The organism is Delftia sp. DLF01, assembly GCF_014852125.1.
In the GTDB taxonomy this organism is placed as follows: Bacteria; Pseudomonadota; Gammaproteobacteria; order Burkholderiales; family Burkholderiaceae_C; genus Comamonas; species Comamonas acidovorans.
The window spans coordinates 79,894-96,126 of sequence record NZ_JACVAZ010000004.1; the positions used below are offsets into that span (position 1 = coordinate 79,894).

The following is a 16,233-nucleotide window of genomic DNA, read 5'->3' on the forward strand; positions in this document are numbered from 1 at the left end:
AAGGGCAGCGTTTGCGCGCACGGACCGTGCACGCAAGGGCTCCATCCTACTGCCTGGCGAATTCGACGATGGCCTTGTAGAACTTGTCGGAGCCGTCCTTGGGGTTGTCGGGGGACAGCTCCATGCGGTTGACGCCGTGTTCGGCTGCGCCCTTGAAGCGCTGGTTGATCACCGAGAAGTAGTAGGGGCTGATGAAGGTGGCGCCTGCGTCATAGTGGGCCTTCAGCGCGGCCAGGTGCGTTCCGTCAAGTTTCCATTGCTGCGGATTGAACTCGGGCGCGCCGTAGCCGCTGCCGATCTGGTGCTGCTTCATGAAACCGCGCAGCCAGTCGCTGTTTGTGGCGCCGCCGTACATGTTCAGTCCCTGGTGCCAGGGGGACTTGCCGTCCAGGGTCTGGGTGGAGGCGAACAACTGCGGATTCCAGGAGGGATTCACATCGGGAATGATCTGGTGGGAGTAGAGCTTGGCTGCTGGCAGGCCGGCAGCAATGGCGCGTTCGTGGAACACCGCAAGCTGTGCGTACACCTGCGATTCGCGGTAGTGGTTCCAGTCGCGGGCCAAGGGGTTGTAGTAGACGTCCTGCAGTTGCGCCGGCATGTCGAGCCACGACCGCACGCCCTGCTTTTCCAGTATGGAGGTGGGCGGCATCCAGCCGAGCCGCCGGGGGTACATGTTGACGATCTTGCCCTGATTGCGCGGAACGACAACGAAGTTGGCATTGGCCAACTGGTATTTGCGGCCCTTGGACTCGGCCACGACCTGGACGATGTGCTGTCCAGCGGACAGGTTGCTGAAGTCGAGGTTGTAGCGGAACCCGGTGTTGGGGCTGGTGATGTTGTCCACGGCGCGGTAGACGTCCAGCCGGTTGAGGCCGCGGGCCATGGGCCCTACCAGCTTGCCGTCCAGATAGAGATCCAGGCGCTCGATTGCCTGCTTTGGGTCCCACAGCCAGCCGCCCACGGGCAGTGTGCCGTCGGCGAATGCGTCGTAGTGTTCACCAAAGCCGTTGAGCTTTTCCTTGCGTATGTCCTTGGAGGGGGCCGGAATGACGTCGAACGACGCGTAGTCCAGCCCGGTCTGCGCCTTGAATTGGGCAATGTCCTTGTATTTGGCCTGAAGCCATTGGCGAAAGCCTGCGACCGAGCCCGGGCTGTAGTCGGTGACACGGATGTCCTGATAGGCACCCATGCCGTTCTCGAAGTCCGGGAACATGTGGTGCAGCTCGCCCGGCAACGTGTAGGCAATGATGCGGTCCTGCACAGGCTTGGGCAGCTCCCGGATCTTCCTGGCCATGTATTCAAGGGCCTTGAAGCGGTAGTGGTTGACGGGAACCGAAGCATCCGTCGAGAGCGTGTAGGGCAGGATGCGGTAGCCGAAATAGCCCAGTTCCAGGGGCTTGCCGTCTTTCAGCTGCATCAGATTGACGGGGTCCTTGGCCAGCTCGGCGGCAATGGGGCCGACCGAGTCGAAATGGTCTGCCGAGAAATACAGCACGACCGGACGCTGCACCTTGCGGATAACGTTCAGGAAGCTGTCCACCTTGGCTTCGTCGATTTCCCAGCCCTTGGCCGTGCGCTGGTACAGCCCCAGCAATTGCAGTGTGGCGGTGTAGCCGATCTGCACGTTGCCCTTGGGGCCGCCTGGCTCCAGCGTGTCCAGCAGGCGGTTGACGGCAGCGGAGCCGTCCAGCTTGCGCTGCTGGCAGAAGGCATAGGCCTCGTCCATGGACTTGATCCTGGTGTCTGCAACGGCTTCATCGCACAGGAGCATGCCTTCCACCGTGGGCGCGATGACCAGGGGCTGGCCGCGCGTGGCACCAGAACCTGTCTGTGCATGGGCTGCCATGGATGTCAGGGCAAGGCCTGCGGCGATCAGCGTGGATGCGTATGGAAGGTGGAAGGTGCGAGGCAGGTGGGGCATGGATGGGCTGGTGGACAGGACTGGATGTGGCAGGCCGCGAAGACGGCGCGGTCAGGCGACGGCTTCGTCTTCGAGGGACAGGCTGACCGGCTCGGTGGGCACGCTGCTCACGTCGTAGTGCAGAAAGGCGATCAGGCACTGGATGCCGATGATGATGGGCAGCGCCGCCAGCATGACGGTTCCGCTGGTGGCGGGATGGCTGGTGCTGTTGCTGACGATCCAGCGCCAGAGGCCGAAGAAGGTGCCCAGCAGCACAAGCATGACACCGCTCAGGCTGTAGAGCGTGCCCACGTTGAAGTCGCGCACCAGGTAGTTGTAGACATAGCGCCGCCACAGGCGCGAGGCGTGCTTGCGCAGGAATTCGGGCAGCACCTTGCCGATCTTGAGGTTGGACTCCTCATCGGCATAGACCGAATCCATGGGCACGTCCTTGACGACGGCGCGCACGGTGTTCAGGCGGAACAGCATGTCGGTCTCGAAGAAGTAGCGATTTTCCAGCTTGTCCAGCGGAAGCTCGGCTAGCACGCAGGTGCGCACGGCGGTGTAGCCGTTGGTGGGGTCCATCACGTTCCAGTAGCCGCAGCTGAGCTTGGTCATGAAGGACAGCACGGCATTGCCGAACAGGCGCACCGGTGGCATGTCCTGTACCGATTCAGGCCGGTAGAAGCGGTTGCCCTTGGTGTAGTCGGCCTGGTGGCGCAGCAGGGGACGCACGAACAGCGGCAGCAGCGAGGGGTCCATCTGGCCGTCGCCATCGATCTTCACTACGATGTCCATGCCGTCGGCAATCGCCGCCTTGTAGGCCGTGACGATGGCGCCGCCCACGCCCCGGTTCTCGGGGTTGTAGAGCACGCGCACGCGTGGGTCCGTGTTGTTCTCCTCGATGAAGCGTCCGCTGCCGGCAGGGCAGGCGTCGTCCACGGCATAGATGGCCTCGACTTCGGGGCCGATGGCGTTTATGACACCGAGCACATGCTGGGTGACCTTGTAGCAGGGGATGGCGACGGCGATGCGCATGGGAGTGGACATGGGTCTCAGGATGCGTGGGCGGTAATGGTGATTCCGGCAAGGATGAGGGCGCCGCCCACCAGCGTGGGAATGCGGATGGGTTCGTTCAGGAACAGCCACCCCAGGCAGGGAACGATCACGAAGGCCAGTCCCATGAAGGGATAGGCCAGATGCAGCGGCGCGTGCCGCAGCACCCAGATCCATACCAGGGTGGTAATGCCGTAGAGGGCCAGAGCGGTAATGAGCCAGCCGTTGAAGACCCAGTGCTGCCAGGTGGCAGCCTCGGGTATGGACAGCGCGGCTTTCTTGAAAAGCATCTGTCCGAGCGAGATGCCCAGGACGCACAGGATGGTGATGCTGGTGAGAAACGGAGTCATGTCGTGGATTCGAAGAGGGCGTCAGCGAGGTTCGTTGCGATAATAGGGGTCGATGGGCACGCCGTGCTGAACCAGGGCCCGTGCCGCCTCGGGAAGCGTGGACCTTAGCAGTTCCGCGCCATGCCAGGTCACGACGGTGCCTGGCGGGCAGTTGAAGCTCACCAGCAGATCGCCATCGCCTGCCGGACGCAGATTGTCATTGCCATGGAATGCATAGGTGTGGGGCTCCCCGTCCAATTGAAGGGGCAGTGCGGCTTCCGGCGTGTACCAGCCCTGGGGCTGGTGCCCGTTGGACAGCTGCAATGCCGCTTTGCGGCATGCGCGCGGCGCTTCCGGTGCGGAGACTGCGAACCGCAGTCGCCATATGGCATCCAGGATGCTGTGGGGCGCCAGGGCGGCGGCGTCCATCACGCGCAGCGGGATGAGCAAGGTTGCCGGGCTGGCCTCCAGGCGCCATTGGCCGTCCTGCAATGCCGTGGCATTGACGGCGCGCACGGGACCCATGGCATCCCGGTCCAGCACGGTCTGCACGGGGCCGGGACGGTAGGGGTCCATGTTCCAGGTTTCGTGGCGAACCGCATGGCGGGTCAGTGCCGGAGGCAGTGCTGCCAGGAGCACGGCGACGAGGATCTTCCCAGGCAGCCATTTCAGCCACCACGTGCGGGCACCTGCCGTCCCGCCGCGCATCGGGCCGGCGGGCCATTGCAGCAGAACGGCGATGCTGACACCGCACAGCAGCATCAGCCAGGGCTCCAGGAAAAAGAGGTTGTAGCGGGTGTTGTAGAGCACGGGGGTCAGTTGCAGGGCCATGCCCAGGACCAGCACCAGCAGCAGCGATAGCACCACCAGCTTTTCACCGTCCGTCCCCTGGGGTCCGGGCAGTGGCTGTCGGGCTTGCGCGGGTGCGCGTCTGGCTCCCAGGGTTCGCAGGGCCAGGGCCAGGGCTGCGAGGACGATGGCCAACCATTCGAAGGTTCTGAGGCTGCGCAGCTTGGATGCTATGCGCAGTTCGGGCGTGCTGTAGAACAGCCATGCCTTGAGCTTTCCCGCAAAGAACGACGCGTTATCCTGCAGCGAGGTGTTTTTTGCGATGTCCATCGCCACCCGTGCATTGACGCGGTCGGCGTCGCTGTGCAGCGGATTGCCCCGGGTGTGGGGGGCGGCGGTGAGAGGCGTGATGCCTGCGTCGTATTTGAAGCCGGAGTACACAGGCTCCAATCCCATCTTGAACGGACTGAGACCGTAGTAAAGCCCGGATCCGGCGCCGGTGCCAAGGCCCCAGACCCCAAAGCACAGGCCGTTCTTCACGACCACGGCGGCAGGCAGCAGCAGGGCGGCCAGCAAGGCCACGCACAGCCGATGATTGATGTACTTCGCCAGCCGGGCCACGACGCCCCCGGTTGGATGGGCGCGGCGCGCGCGGAGTATGGTGAACGCCAGCGCGGCGATCAGGCCACCCAGTGCAAAAAGCTGCAGCACGGGCCGCGACAGCAGGGTGATCGTCAGCCCGGCGGCGAAGAGGCCCAGCATCATGCGGGGGCGGCGGTTGCCCAGCGCGTACTCGGTGGCGGCCGTGGTGCACAGCATCAGACCGAACAGATACGGCGATTCTGTCAGCACCTGAGGGACGAAAGATGCCAGCACCGGGAAGAAGACCAGCAGAGCGGTTGCCACAACACCGGCCCACAGGCCTCCCAGCAGGGTGGCGCAACGCCACATCAGCAGGATGCATGCAAGGAACAGCACGCAGTTGGCCAGCTGAATGCGTGCCGGGTCCACATCCCACAGGGCGGCCCACATGTAGCCCAGAGGAGCGACGTGGTAGCTGGAGGGATCCGTGGTCAGAAAAGTCCAGGGCTGGTCCAGCAGCTTGCGGGCATTGGGCAGGTAGGTCCAGTACGCATCACCGTTGATTTCTGCATCTGGCGGGGGGAAAAACCGGATCAGGCGCTTGGTCGCCGCAATCAGCACGAAAGCCAGCCATAGCACTGAAAAATAGAATCCTAATTTGCGCCGCATGAGATTTGAGGTCAATATTCTAGGCCAGAGCTGCGATTTTTCGTTGGAACGAATCAGTCTGTGGAAAAGAGAATTCTTGATTCTAATCGATGGGCCGGAAGCACCGCTTTGTGGTAATTGGTCCGAATTTTTTTTTACATTTCCGGACGGGGTGGCTGCCGTGCTGGATGGACTTGACGACAGGCTCGTAAATACCGGAAGCAGCACGAGCGGCGCCGTGAAGAAGGAAAGAAGGTATCGATATTCTCCGGCAATAGAGAAGAAGAAGACGGCAGTCAGCTGCAGAACGAAGACACTGCACACGACGAGACCGCTTCGATCCCGCAGGCGCCATGCCTTCGCGGTGGTGGCCAGGATGAGGAAAAGTCCCAGCCAAGGCGCCCAGAATATTGCGCGATATTCCAGCGCGAAGTTGTACCATGGCATCAAAATCTGGTGCGGCAGCAGCTCCCGGAATAGAACGGATGATTCCGATTTTGTTTGCGAAAGAATATATTGCGCGGCTTCGGGAGGCGGAAGTCCGCCATTGGCGAGGGCGGCGTATGTGAATATATTGACCCTGCTTGCCATGAAGGCGGGGAAGTTATGCCAAAGATTGTATTTGAAGAATTCTTTGACAATTGTCTTCTTTGCCTGCTTGGGAAGGTGCAAAAGCGCGGGGCCCTCGTCGCTGAAGATGAGCGGGTCCCAATAGTAGTGGTCGTGGAACTTCAGTATGTGGGCCAGGGATTTTCCCGTGGAAGTCAGCGCTTCCACCGATTTGCCGGATATGCGGGGCTTGTCGTACTCCCACAAGCCCATGGGTCTGTGCTCCATGAAACCGACGGTTTCATACAGTGCAAGCGGAAAGACGCTGCCAATGGGTGTGTGGTATTTGTATTGGGTGTTGGCGAACAATGCGATGGCGCACCATGGCAGTGTCACGGCCAGCAGCTTCCATCGATGAAGGTGTGGCAGGACAAAGAACAGTGCGACCAAGGCGATGGTATTGATGAACCCATTGGGGCGGGCGAACAATGCAAAGGGAATTGTCAGGGCCAGCATGCCGCACGCCACTGCATCAATGCGCCGCGCACGGTAGCAAAGCCATATTTCGAAAAGCATGCCCATCATGGCCATGGCATAGATTCCATCGGAATACAGTGCTATGGAGTAATAGAGCACGCTCGGGGCGAGCGTGACAAAGAAAAGGCAGTACCAGAAGCTTTTGTACAGGCGCTGGCCCAGCATCCAGCTCAGGATGCGCGCGCTCACGATGGCGCTGACGCACATCTGCACGATGATGGGGGCTTCCACGAGCCGCCATGGCCCGTAGAGCCAGAGGTTGTAGAGATACCAGAATGCAGGCTTGCCCGCCTGGGCCACTCTGTCGGTTTCCACCTCCAGCATGATCGCCAGGCTGTCCTGCCCCAGAACACCGGGCCAGAAAGCCAGCAGCCAGAGCGCGTAAGCAATACCCAGGAAAGTCAGTAACAGGAGGAATCTTCGTTGCGGGCTTCTGAGCATGGTGCAGGCTACGGTTTGCGGGGCTTGATTTTCAGTGCTCTTTTTTCTATGCCATGCCACGAGGCATAGGCCAGAGCCGTGGTGATGGCGATGGAGAGTGCCAGAACAGCCGTCGAGCCGATGGAGGGCCAGAAAAAATGAACCACGGTTTGCTGTACAGGGAAGGCAATCAGATAAAGCCCGTAGGAAGGGTCTCCCCATCGACCGAACTTGCGCAGAATGGGGGTTGACTGCGTTCCGAGATAAATCAGCAGATAGGGCAGGGCTATCATCAAGGCGAGATAGCGGAATCCTGCAAACCAGGTGCAGATACCGGTACCCGTCAACACCATCATCCACAGCAGCGGCTTTTTGCTCCAGTAGGGTTGAAGCACGGCAATGGCAGAACCCTGGATGAAATACACCATCATTTCACGCTTCAGCTTCCAGTCGGCGTGAAAATCGGGTCCATATTTAACCTGGTACCAGATGGTGGTGACCAGGACGGCCAGAACCCAGACCGTGCGAATGCGCAGCGCACCCAGCAACCCCGCGCAGGCCAGGATGACATAGCACTGCACCTCGTAGGGAATCGTCCATATGGACCCATTGGCCGCACCCTTCAGAGGGTTGTTCTCGAAAAGGCCTGGAAGTCCGGCCTTTCCATGCAGCCAAATGTTGGACAGATACCCGGAGGTCGCGCTGTCTTGCAGATAGTCCATTGTCGGCAGGCTGGTAAGCCATACGCCCAGACCATAGGCCGTCACGACGACGACAACGGTCAGTGCAGGCCAGATGCGCAGGGCGCGCCTCAGGGCAAAGCGTATGAGGTGCGGGTCGTTGTTCCAGCTGGACGCGACGAGGTAGCCGCTGACCACGAAGAAAACTAGCACCGCGAAGCCACCCAGCGAATGTATGCCCAGGACCAATGGCTCGAATTGCCCGATGAGGGCGTGGTGGTGGCTGACGAGAACCGCCAGGGCCGCCACGATTCGGATGGCATCGAAGTTGTTGGTATGGGAAACGGGCCGCAGGAGGTCGGGAGTGCTTGATGTCATGCCTGTCGTCTGGCTTGCCTGTGCTCAGTTTCCGGATTGCAACGCCAGTCCTGCATGCTCGCGCAGCGGGTGGAAATGGATTTTCGGGAACCGCTCCTGGGCCAGGCGCACGTCATAGGGCGAGGTGCACAGGTAGGCCAGCGTGTCCGCCGCGTCACGTGCCATGCGCAGCGGATAGGCATTCTCGAACTCGCGCAGTTCGGCCGGGGTGTCGGCCGTGATCCAGCGGGCGCCGGTGTACTGGCAGCCTTCCAGGCGGATGTCGCAGTCGTATTCGGCGTTCAGGCGGTGCTGGACGACTTCGAACTGCAACTGGCCCACGGCGCCCAGCAGCATGTTGCCGCCGGCCTCGGGCTTGAAGACCTGGATGGCGCCTTCCTCGCCCAGCTGCATCAGGCCCTGCTGCAGCTGCTTGGTGCGCAGCGGGTTCTTGAGCACCACGGTCATGAACATTTCAGGGGCGAAGAAGGGCAGGCCCGTGAATTGCAAGTTGGTACCGTCGGTAATGGTGTCGCCCAGCTGCACGCCGCCGTGCGTGGTGAAGCCGATGATGTCGCCCGCATAGGCTTCTTCCACGGCTTCGCGGCGCTGGCTCATGAAGGTCACGACCGAGGTGGGGCGCAGCTCCTTGGCTGTGCGCTGGACCTTCATCTTCATGCCGGGTGTGTACTTGCCCGAGGCCACGCGCACGAAGGCGATGCGGTCGCGGTGGTTGGCATCCATGTTGGCCTGGACCTTGAAGACCACGCCGGAGAAGCCTTCGTCCTCGGGCTGGATGATCTTTTCCACAGGCTGCTTGTTGACCAGCAGCGAGCTTTTGCGGGGGCCGGGCGGGGGCGACATGTCGACCACGGCATCCAGCACTTCCATGACACCGAAGTTGTTCACGCCGGAGCCGAAGAAGACCGGCGTGAGCTTGCCTGCCAGGAAGGCCTCGTGGTCCCAGGGTGCCGAGGCGCCCTGGGCCAGTTCCATGCTTTCCAGCGCATCGTCGAAGGACTGGCCGAAGCGCGCGCGCAGCTTGTCGGCCTCGGCCAGGGGAATGGCCTCGAAGTCCTGCGGGCGGCGTTCGCTGCCGGGCTGGAACACCGTCATGGTCTGGGTGAGCAGGTTGATGATGCCGCCGAACTGCCGGCCCTGGCCCACGGGCCAGGTGACGGGGCAGCAGGGCATGCCCAGTTCGCGCTCGACTTCGTCGAGGATGTCCAGCGGATCGCGCACTTCGCGGTCCATCTTGTTGACGAAGGTGATGATGGGCGTGTCGCGCTGGCGGCAGACCTCGATCAGGCGGCGGGTCTGCGATTCCACGCCGTTGGCGGCGTCGATCACCATCAGCGCCGAGTCCACGGCCGTGAGCACGCGGTAGGTGTCTTCCGAGAAGTCCTTGTGGCCGGGCGTGTCGAGCAGGTTGACCACATGGTCGCGGTAGCTCATCTGCATGACCGAGCTGGCCACCGAGATGCCGCGCTGCTTTTCGATTTCCATCCAGTCGGAGGTGGCATGGCGGCTGGCCTTGCGGCCCTTGACGGCGCCCGCGATCTGGATCGCGCCCGAGAACAGCAGCAGCTTTTCGGTCAGCGTGGTCTTGCCCGCGTCGGGGTGGGAAATGATGGCAAAAGTCCGGCGGCGCCGGGTTTCCAGGGCGTAAGTCAAGGGGAAATCCAGGAGATGGGCTGTCGAGAGCGCACGGGTGTCTGGCACCCGTGGCGAATCGGCGCATTTTACAGAGCGTGGGCAAAAGATGGCTTTTACACGGTGTCCCTGATTGGCCCATGCATTGACCTGCCGCCTGGGGGCTGTTACGACCTGTTTTCGTGCGCTGACGAAATCATTATGGGAATGAGTACCAGCGGCATGGTGAAGAAAAGCAGTAAGTAACGATATTCGCCTGCCGAAGCGAATGCAGCGATACCTGCCAGTTGAAACGCTAAGGGAATTGTCACAAGCAGGGCTGGCAGGTCCTTGCCGCGGCAACTGCGCCACAGCAGCAAGGCCAGCAGGCCCATGCCCAGCCAAGGTGTCCACAGCAGCCACCGCCACGCGTAGCTATATCTGTGCACGGCGCGCAGTGCCTGTTCTGCCTGGTCCAGCCCGAGCCGGCGCATCTGCGACTGTGTCTGGGTGCGCTTCAGGACGTATTGCGCATAGTCGAGCGCAGGAAATCCACCCTGCGCAAGCGCCGCAGCCAAAAAAACGTTCACACGGCTGGCCACCACGTCCGGCAGGTTGTGCCACAGGTTGTAGCGGAAGAATTCCTGCACCAGTTCCTTGCGCTGGTCCTCGGGCAGCCCGAAGAGCTGGGGGCCTGACGGATGGAACACCAGCATGTCCCAGTAGGCTGGGTCCGAGTAGGTGAGCATCAGCTCCCGGGGGCGGTAGCTGTCGAGGATTTCCAGGGTGCGCGCGGAAAGCTTGGGCTCCTGCAGTACCCAAGGGTCGTTCATGAGGGGCTGCTTTTGCCATAGATCGTTCATGGCCCTGGGCTGGAGCAGCTTGACGGTCTCGAAGAGGACCAGTGAATCCGTGGCGCTTTGCGCGGTCGATTTGTGCAATTGGGTTCCTGCATAGACCGTGGCGCACCAGAACGCGATGATGGTCCCGAGATACCAGCGGCTGCGGCGGTCGGCGAGAAACAGGGCCAGCATGGCAGGTGCCAGGAAAACGATCCCGTTGGCGCGCACGAACACGGCGAAGGGCAAGGCAAGGGCAATCACGGCCAGGGATGCCCGACTGTGCTGGCGCCGGCTGCACAGCAGCCAGAGCTCGAACAGCAGCGCGCAAGAAGCCACGGCGAAGATGGCGTCCGGGTACAGCGTGCCTGTGAAATAGACCATGTGCGGCGCCGCGCAGATGAAGAGCAGCAGAAAGACGCACAGCGCGCGGTGCCGCGAGGTCCAGTACCAGGCCAGCATTCGGGCGAAGAACATGGCGCACAGCAATATCAACGCGATGATGGGTACTTCCACCAAGTGGGTGGCGCCGTAGGTGAGACGGATGAAGTAGTACCACAGCACCCCTTTGCCGGAGCGGAATTTGTCCGGGTTGTCCACTTCCATGAGGACGGCCGCACTGTCCTCGCCCAGCACGCCGGGCCAGAAGATTAGCAGCCATCCCAGGTACAGGAGGCTGAGCAAACCCCAGAAACGAAGGAAAGTCCTGCCGTCGGTTGCCTGGCCTGTCGTGGAAGTGTTTTTCACTGGGAGTGCAGGGGTCATAAGGGTGGGATGGCAGAGCGTGAAGGGCGGGGTTCTGAACCATTCGATAAGAGGCATCGGTGGACATCTTGATGCCGTCTTGATACGGCATGCCGCAATCTCAATCCGCTTTTGACAGCCCCGGCCCTAGAGTTTTCCCCATCGCAACAACAGGTGCCTCCAAGCGGTGCCGATGCGGGAGAAATTCCTATGACCCTGACCGAAATCACCGGATGGCTGGGCGCCTTGGGCGCTCTGGCTCTGTTTGTCTACCTGGGATACGCCTTGCTGCGGCCCGAGCAGTTCTGAGGTGGCGCAGATGCAAGACCTGATCTTTATCGCCCTGAGCCTGGGTTGCTTCGGGGGCCTGCTGGCCTTCGTGGCAGCGCTGGGCCGGATTTGACTGCCTGAAAGGAGACCGCCATGTGGTTGACCTGGATGGAATTCGCACTGGTGCTGCTGTTGATGACGGCGCTGGCCGTGCCCATGGGGCAGTGGCTGGCACGCTGCTTCACGAGTGAGCACCATGCCTGGATCGAACGGCTAAGCTTTCGCGCCCTGGGCGTGAACCCGGCCGAGCGCATGGGCTGGCAGCGCTACGGGCTGGCGCTGCTGCTGTCCAACGGCGCCATGCTGCTGCTGGGCTATGCGCTGCTGCGCGCGCAGGGCTGGCTGCCGCTGAATGCGCTGGGCAATGCGGCGCAGACGCCGGACCTGGCCTTCAACACGGCCGCGTCCTTTGTGACCAACACCAACTGGCAGGCGTATTCGGGCGAGAGCAGCCTGTCCAACGCCACGCAGATGGTGGCCATTACCTTCATGATGTTTGCGGGTGCTATCACGGGTGTGGTCGCGGCTGCGGGCTTCATCCGCGGCCTGGCGCGCTCCAGTGCATCGGACCTGGGCAACTACTGGGTGGACTATGTGCGCGTGCTGTGGCGCGTGATGCTGCCGCTGAGCTTTGTGGTGGCCCTGGTCTATGTGTGGCAGGGCGTGCCGCAGGCGCTGGATGGCCAGGTCTGGGCGACGACGCTGGAGGGCGCGCGCCAGCAGATCCTGCTGGGCCCCGTGGCCAGCCTGGAGAGCATCAAGCACATCGGCACCAACGGCGGCGGCTTCTTCGGCATGAACGCGGCCCATCCGTTCGAGAACCCCACGCCGCTGACCAATGCCATCCACATCCTGGGCATGCTGCTGATTCCCTCGGCCATGACCTATGCCTTTGGCTCCATGCTGCTGCGCCGCCGCCAGGGCTGGGTGCTGTTCGGCGCCTGCCTGGTGATGTTCGTGGGCTTTCTGGCGCTGGTGTTCACGGCCGAGCAGGCAGGCAATCCGCTGCTGACGGCCGCAGGTGCCGACCAGCAGATCAGTGCCACCCAGGCGGGCGGCAACATGGAGGGCAAGGAGCTGCGCTTCGGCATCGCCGACACGGCGCTGTTCGTGGCCACGACCACGGCCGCGACCACAGGCTCGGTCAATGCCATGCATGACTCGCTGACGCCGCTGGGCGGGCTGGTGCCGCTGGCGCAGATGATGCTCAACTGTGTGTTCGGCGGCGACGGCGTGGGCCTGATCAACCTGCTGCAGTACGCCATCCTCACGGTCTTCCTGGCCGGCATGATGATCGGCCGCACGCCCGAGTTCCTGGGCAAGAAGATCGAGGCGCGCGAGATCAAGCTGGTGATGCTGGCCGTGATGGCGCACCCCATCTCCGTCCTGGGCTTCACGGCGCTGGCGGCGGTCTGGCCCGACACGCTGGCCAGCCTGGCCAACCGGGGGCCGCATGGCTTCTCGGAGGTGCTCTATGCCTATGCCTCGGGCACGGCCAACAACGGTTCGGCCTTTGCGGGCCTGAATGCGAACACGCCGTTCTTCAACACCACCATCGGCCTGGCCATGCTGGCGGGCCGGTATCTGACGCTGCTGCCCATGCTGGCCCTGGCCGGCAGCCTGGCGGCCAAGCCCACCGTGCCTGCGGGGCCGGGCACCTTCCCGACGGCCACGCCGCTGTTCATGGGGCTGCTGGTCTTCGTGGTGGTCGTGGTCGGCGGGCTGACTTTCCTGCCTTCGCTGGCCCTGGGGCCGGTGGTCGAGCAGCTGCAGATGCTGTCAGGACAGGTCTACCCCTGAATCCCTGAGCCAGCTGAGCCCGTTTTTTTCTTGGCCGCCGGTTCTGCCTTGGCAGGGCCGTGCGGCGGAGGTTTCGAGATGCAAGTTCAAACACATACTTCCGGCCCCTTGCCGGTGCTGCGCGCTGATGCGCAGGCTCAAACGCAGGCCCAAGCGCAGGCCGTTCCTGGCGGGCTGCGCTCGCTGTTCGGCCCCAGCCTGCGGTCGGCGCTGTTCGTCGCCGTGGTCACGGGCCTGGCCTATCCGCTGGTCACCACGCTCGTGGCCCAGGCTGCGTTTCCCAAGGCCGCCAATGGCAGCCTGGTCATGCGCCAGGGCTCGGTCGTGGGCTCGGCCCTGATCGGGCAGGAGTTCGCCTCGCCGCGCTATTTCCAGGGCCGGCCCAGCGCCACCACGGCGCCCGACCCCGACAAGGCCGATGCCACGGTGGCCGCGCCCTACAACGCTGCGCTGTCGGCCGCCACCAACCAGGGGTCGACCCATGCGGCGCTCAAGGAGTCCGTGGCGGCGCGCGTGGCGGCCTACCGCGAACTCAATGGCCTGGCTGCAGATGCTGCGGTGCCTGTGGATGCCGTGACGGCCTCGGCCTCCGGCCTGGACCCGCACATCTCGGTGGCCAATGCCGAGCTACAACTGCCGCGCGTAGCCCGCGAGCGCCAGCTGCCCGTGGCCAAGGTCCAGGAACTGCTGCGCCAGCAGGTGGAGCCGCGCGTGCTGGGCCTGCTGGGCGAGCCGCGCGTGAACGTGCTGCAGATGAACCTGGCGCTGGACGATCTTTCGGCCGCGACGCTGCAGCCTGCGGCAGTCCATGCCGCCAAGGAGTAAGCCATGTCGCGCAAAACTGCTTTGTCCCTGTTCGATCCTTCGCTGGTGCGCCAGGCGCTGGGTGACTCCGTCCGCAAGCTGGCACCCAGCGCGCAATGGCGCAACCCGGTGATGTTCGTGGTCTACCTGGGCGCCATCTTCACCAGCCTGCTCTGGGCCCAGGCCCTGGCGGGCGAAGGCGAAGCGCCTGCGGGCTTCATCCTGGCGATTGCGCTGTGGCTGTGGTTCACCGTGCTGTTCGCCAACTTTGCGGAGGCGCTGGCCGAGGGGCGCAGCCGTGCCCAGGCCGCCAGCCTGCGCAGCATGAAGCGCAGCACCGTCGCCAAGAAGCTGGAGCAGGCCAACTACCAGAGCCGCTGGCATCCCGTGGGTGCCGAAGAACTGCGTTCAGGCATGTGGGTGCTGGTGGAGGCCGGCGACACCGTGCCGCTGGACGGCACCGTGATCGAGGGCGTGGCCTCGGTGGACGAGAGCGCCATCACCGGCGAATCGGCCCCCGTGATCCGCGAGGCTGGTGGTGACTTCTCTTCGGTCACGGGCGGCACGCGCGTGCTGTCGGACTGGCTGGTGGTGCAGATCACCGTCAATCCCGGTGAGTCCTTCCTCGATCGCATGATCTCCATGGTGGAGTCGGCCCGCCGCCACAAGACGCCCAACGAGCTGGCGCTGACCATTTTGCTGGTCGGGCTGACGCTGCTGTTCCTGCTGGTCATCGTTACGCTGCGGCCCTATTCGTCCTTTGCGGTGGAGCTGACGGGCAGCGGCCAGGTCGTGGGCCTGACGGTGCTGGTCGCCCTGCTGGTGTGCCTGATCCCGACCACCATCGGAGGCCTGCTATCGGCCATTGGCGTGGCGGGCATGAGCCGCATGATGCAGGCCAACGTGATTGCCACCTCGGGCCGCGCCGTGGAGGCGGCCGGCGACGTGGACGTGCTGCTGCTGGACAAGACCGGCACCATCACGCTGGGCAACCGCCAAGCCAGCGAGTTCCTGCCCGCGCCCGGCGTGACGGCCGCGCAGCTGGTGGATGCGGCGCAGCTGGCCTCGCTGGCCGACGAGACGCCTGAAGGCCGCAGCGTGGTCGTGCTGGCCAAGGAGATGCATGGCCTGCGCGAGCGCGACCTGGCCACGCTGCATGCGGTCTTCGTGCCCTTCACGGCCCAGACGCGCATGAGCGGCGTGGACATGCCCCAGCCGGACGGCGCCACGCGCAGCCTGCGCAAGGGCGCGGCCGACGCCGTGCGCCGCCACGTTGAATCCCTGGGCGGCCAGTTCCCGCCCGCCATGCTCAAGGTGGTGGAGGATGTGTCACGGCGCGGCAGCACGCCGCTGGTCGTGGCCGACGGTGCCCGCGTGCTGGGCGTGATCGAGCTCAAGGACGTGGTCAAGCACGGCATACGCGAACGCTTTGCCGAGCTGCGCCGCATGGGCATCAAGACCGTGATGATCACGGGCGACAACCCGCTCACGGCGGCGGCCATTGCGGCCGAGGCCGGCGTGGACGACTACCTGGCCGAAGCCACGCCCGAGGACAAGCTGCGCCTGATCCGCGAACACCAGGCCGCAGGCCGCTTGGTGGCCATGACCGGCGACGGCACCAATGACGCGCCCGCATTGGCCCAGGCCGACGTGGCCGTGGCCATGAACAGCGGCACCCAGGCGGCCAAGGAGGCCGGCAACATGGTGGACCTGGACAGCAACCCGACCAAGCTCATCGAGGTCGTGGAGACCGGCAAGCAGATGCTGATGACGCGCGGCGCGCTGACCACCTTCAGCGTGGCCAACGACGTGGCCAAGTACTTCGCCATCATCCCGGCCGCCTTCGTGGGCACCTATCCGCAGCTGTCGGCGCTCAACGTCATGGGGCTGGCCAGCCCGGGCTCGGCCATCCTGAGTGCCGTGATCTTCAACGCGCTGATCATCATCGTGCTGATACCGCTGGCCCTGCGCGGCGTGCCCTACCGCGCCATCGGCGCCTCGGCCCTGCTGCGGCGCAACCTGCTGATCTACGGCCTGGGTGGCCTGGTCGTTCCCTTCATCGGCATCAAGCTGATCGACATGCTGCTGGTAGCTCTGGGCTGGGGCACCCCCTGAGTCGCTTCGCGCCTTCCCCCTCTCTACTTGCTTCGCAAGGGAGGGGGACGACACCCTCGGGGCGGGGCGGCCCTTCCTCGGTGTCCCTCGCTTTGGGGCGCGCCGGTTTCATGGGCTGCTGA

The 16,233-nt window shown here is 63.6% G+C and carries 11 protein-coding genes; 4 read left to right on the forward strand and 7 right to left on the reverse strand.

Features of this window, described 5'->3' with window-relative positions; all coding sequences use genetic code 11:
- Positions 1 to 46 precede the first annotated feature (46 nt).
- The 7 genes from IB269_RS21430 to IB269_RS21460 all read right to left on the reverse strand — a co-directional run bounded on the left by IB269_RS21430 (position 47) and on the right by IB269_RS21460 (position 11,065).
- Positions 47 to 1,921 (reverse strand): hypothetical protein, encoded by a 1,875-nt coding sequence (locus IB269_RS21430; RefSeq protein ID WP_192368247.1) that lies wholly within the window; start codon positions 1,919 to 1,921, stop codon positions 47 to 49.
- Between the two features lie 51 nt (positions 1,922 to 1,972).
- Positions 1,973 to 2,950 carry a glycosyltransferase gene (locus IB269_RS21435; RefSeq protein WP_225614248.1) on the reverse strand — a complete coding sequence of 326 codons (978 nt, stop codon included), beginning with the start codon at positions 2,948 to 2,950 and terminating at the stop codon, positions 1,973 to 1,975.
- Positions 2,951 to 2,955: 5 nt separating this feature from the next.
- The gene (locus tag IB269_RS21440) at positions 2,956 to 3,306 is read right to left on the reverse strand and encodes an EamA family transporter (RefSeq protein ID WP_034397334.1); all 351 of its coding nucleotides are present in this window, start codon (positions 3,304 to 3,306) and stop codon (positions 2,956 to 2,958) included.
- 21 nt (positions 3,307 to 3,327) lie between these two features.
- Positions 3,328 to 6,831: a hypothetical protein gene (locus IB269_RS21445; protein WP_192368248.1), complete on the reverse strand. Its 3,504-nt coding sequence runs from the start codon at positions 6,829 to 6,831 to the stop codon at positions 3,328 to 3,330.
- Positions 6,832 to 6,839: 8 nt separating this feature from the next.
- The gene (locus IB269_RS21450) at positions 6,840 to 7,868 is read right to left on the reverse strand and encodes an acyltransferase family protein (protein WP_192368249.1); all 1,029 of its coding nucleotides are present in this window, start codon (positions 7,866 to 7,868) and stop codon (positions 6,840 to 6,842) included.
- Between the two features lie 24 nt (positions 7,869 to 7,892).
- Positions 7,893 to 9,521: a peptide chain release factor 3 gene (locus IB269_RS21455; protein ID WP_192368250.1), complete on the reverse strand. Its 1,629-nt coding sequence runs from the start codon at positions 9,519 to 9,521 to the stop codon at positions 7,893 to 7,895.
- Between the two features lie 146 nt (positions 9,522 to 9,667).
- Positions 9,668 to 11,065, reverse strand: a complete 1,398-nt coding sequence (locus IB269_RS21460; protein ID WP_318652178.1) for a hypothetical protein — start codon at positions 11,063 to 11,065, stop codon at positions 9,668 to 9,670.
- A 207-nt stretch (positions 11,066 to 11,272) separates the two neighbouring features.
- On the opposite strand from IB269_RS21460, the gene kdpF reads away from it, so the two are divergent.
- The 4 genes from kdpF to kdpB all read left to right on the forward strand — a co-directional run bounded on the left by kdpF (position 11,273) and on the right by kdpB (position 16,111).
- Positions 11,273 to 11,371 carry a K(+)-transporting ATPase subunit F gene (kdpF, locus tag IB269_RS21465; RefSeq protein WP_034397326.1) on the forward strand — a complete coding sequence of 33 codons (99 nt, stop codon included), beginning with the start codon at positions 11,273 to 11,275 and terminating at the stop codon, positions 11,369 to 11,371.
- Positions 11,372 to 11,485: 114 nt separating this feature from the next.
- Positions 11,486 to 13,192, forward strand: a complete 1,707-nt coding sequence (gene kdpA / locus IB269_RS21470) for a potassium-transporting ATPase subunit KdpA (protein ID WP_192368252.1) — start codon at positions 11,486 to 11,488, stop codon at positions 13,190 to 13,192.
- A gap of 78 nt (positions 13,193 to 13,270) precedes the next feature.
- Complete coding sequence (gene kdpC / locus IB269_RS21475; protein WP_192368253.1) at positions 13,271 to 14,017, forward strand: K(+)-transporting ATPase subunit C; 747 nt, start codon at positions 13,271 to 13,273, stop codon at positions 14,015 to 14,017.
- Between the two features lie 3 nt (positions 14,018 to 14,020).
- A complete protein-coding gene (gene kdpB / locus IB269_RS21480) occupies positions 14,021 to 16,111 on the forward strand; it encodes a potassium-transporting ATPase subunit KdpB (protein ID WP_192368254.1) in 2,091 nt (696 codons plus the stop codon).
- Positions 16,112 to 16,233: the final 122 nt, after the last annotated feature.

Coding starts and splice junctions, on each gene's coding strand:
- IB269_RS21430 (WP_192368247.1), bottom strand. CDS start 1,921: ATGCCCCACCTGCCTCGCACCTTCCACCTTCCATACGCATCCACGCTG.
- IB269_RS21435 (WP_225614248.1), bottom strand. CDS start 2,950: ATGTCCACTCCCATGCGCATCGCCGTCGCCATCCCCTGCTACAAGGTC.
- IB269_RS21440 (WP_034397334.1), bottom strand. CDS start 3,306: ATGACTCCGTTTCTCACCAGCATCACCATCCTGTGCGTCCTGGGCATC.
- IB269_RS21445 (WP_192368248.1), bottom strand. CDS start 6,831: ATGCTCAGAAGCCCGCAACGAAGATTCCTCCTGTTACTGACTTTCCTG.
- IB269_RS21450 (WP_192368249.1), bottom strand. CDS start 7,868: ATGACATCAAGCACTCCCGACCTCCTGCGGCCCGTTTCCCATACCAAC.
- kdpF (WP_034397326.1), top strand. CDS start 11,273: ATGACCCTGACCGAAATCACCGGATGGCTGGGCGCCTTGGGCGCTCTG.
- kdpA (WP_192368252.1), top strand. CDS start 11,486: ATGTGGTTGACCTGGATGGAATTCGCACTGGTGCTGCTGTTGATGACG.
- kdpC (WP_192368253.1), top strand. CDS start 13,271: ATGCAAGTTCAAACACATACTTCCGGCCCCTTGCCGGTGCTGCGCGCT.
- kdpB (WP_192368254.1), top strand. CDS start 14,021: ATGTCGCGCAAAACTGCTTTGTCCCTGTTCGATCCTTCGCTGGTGCGC.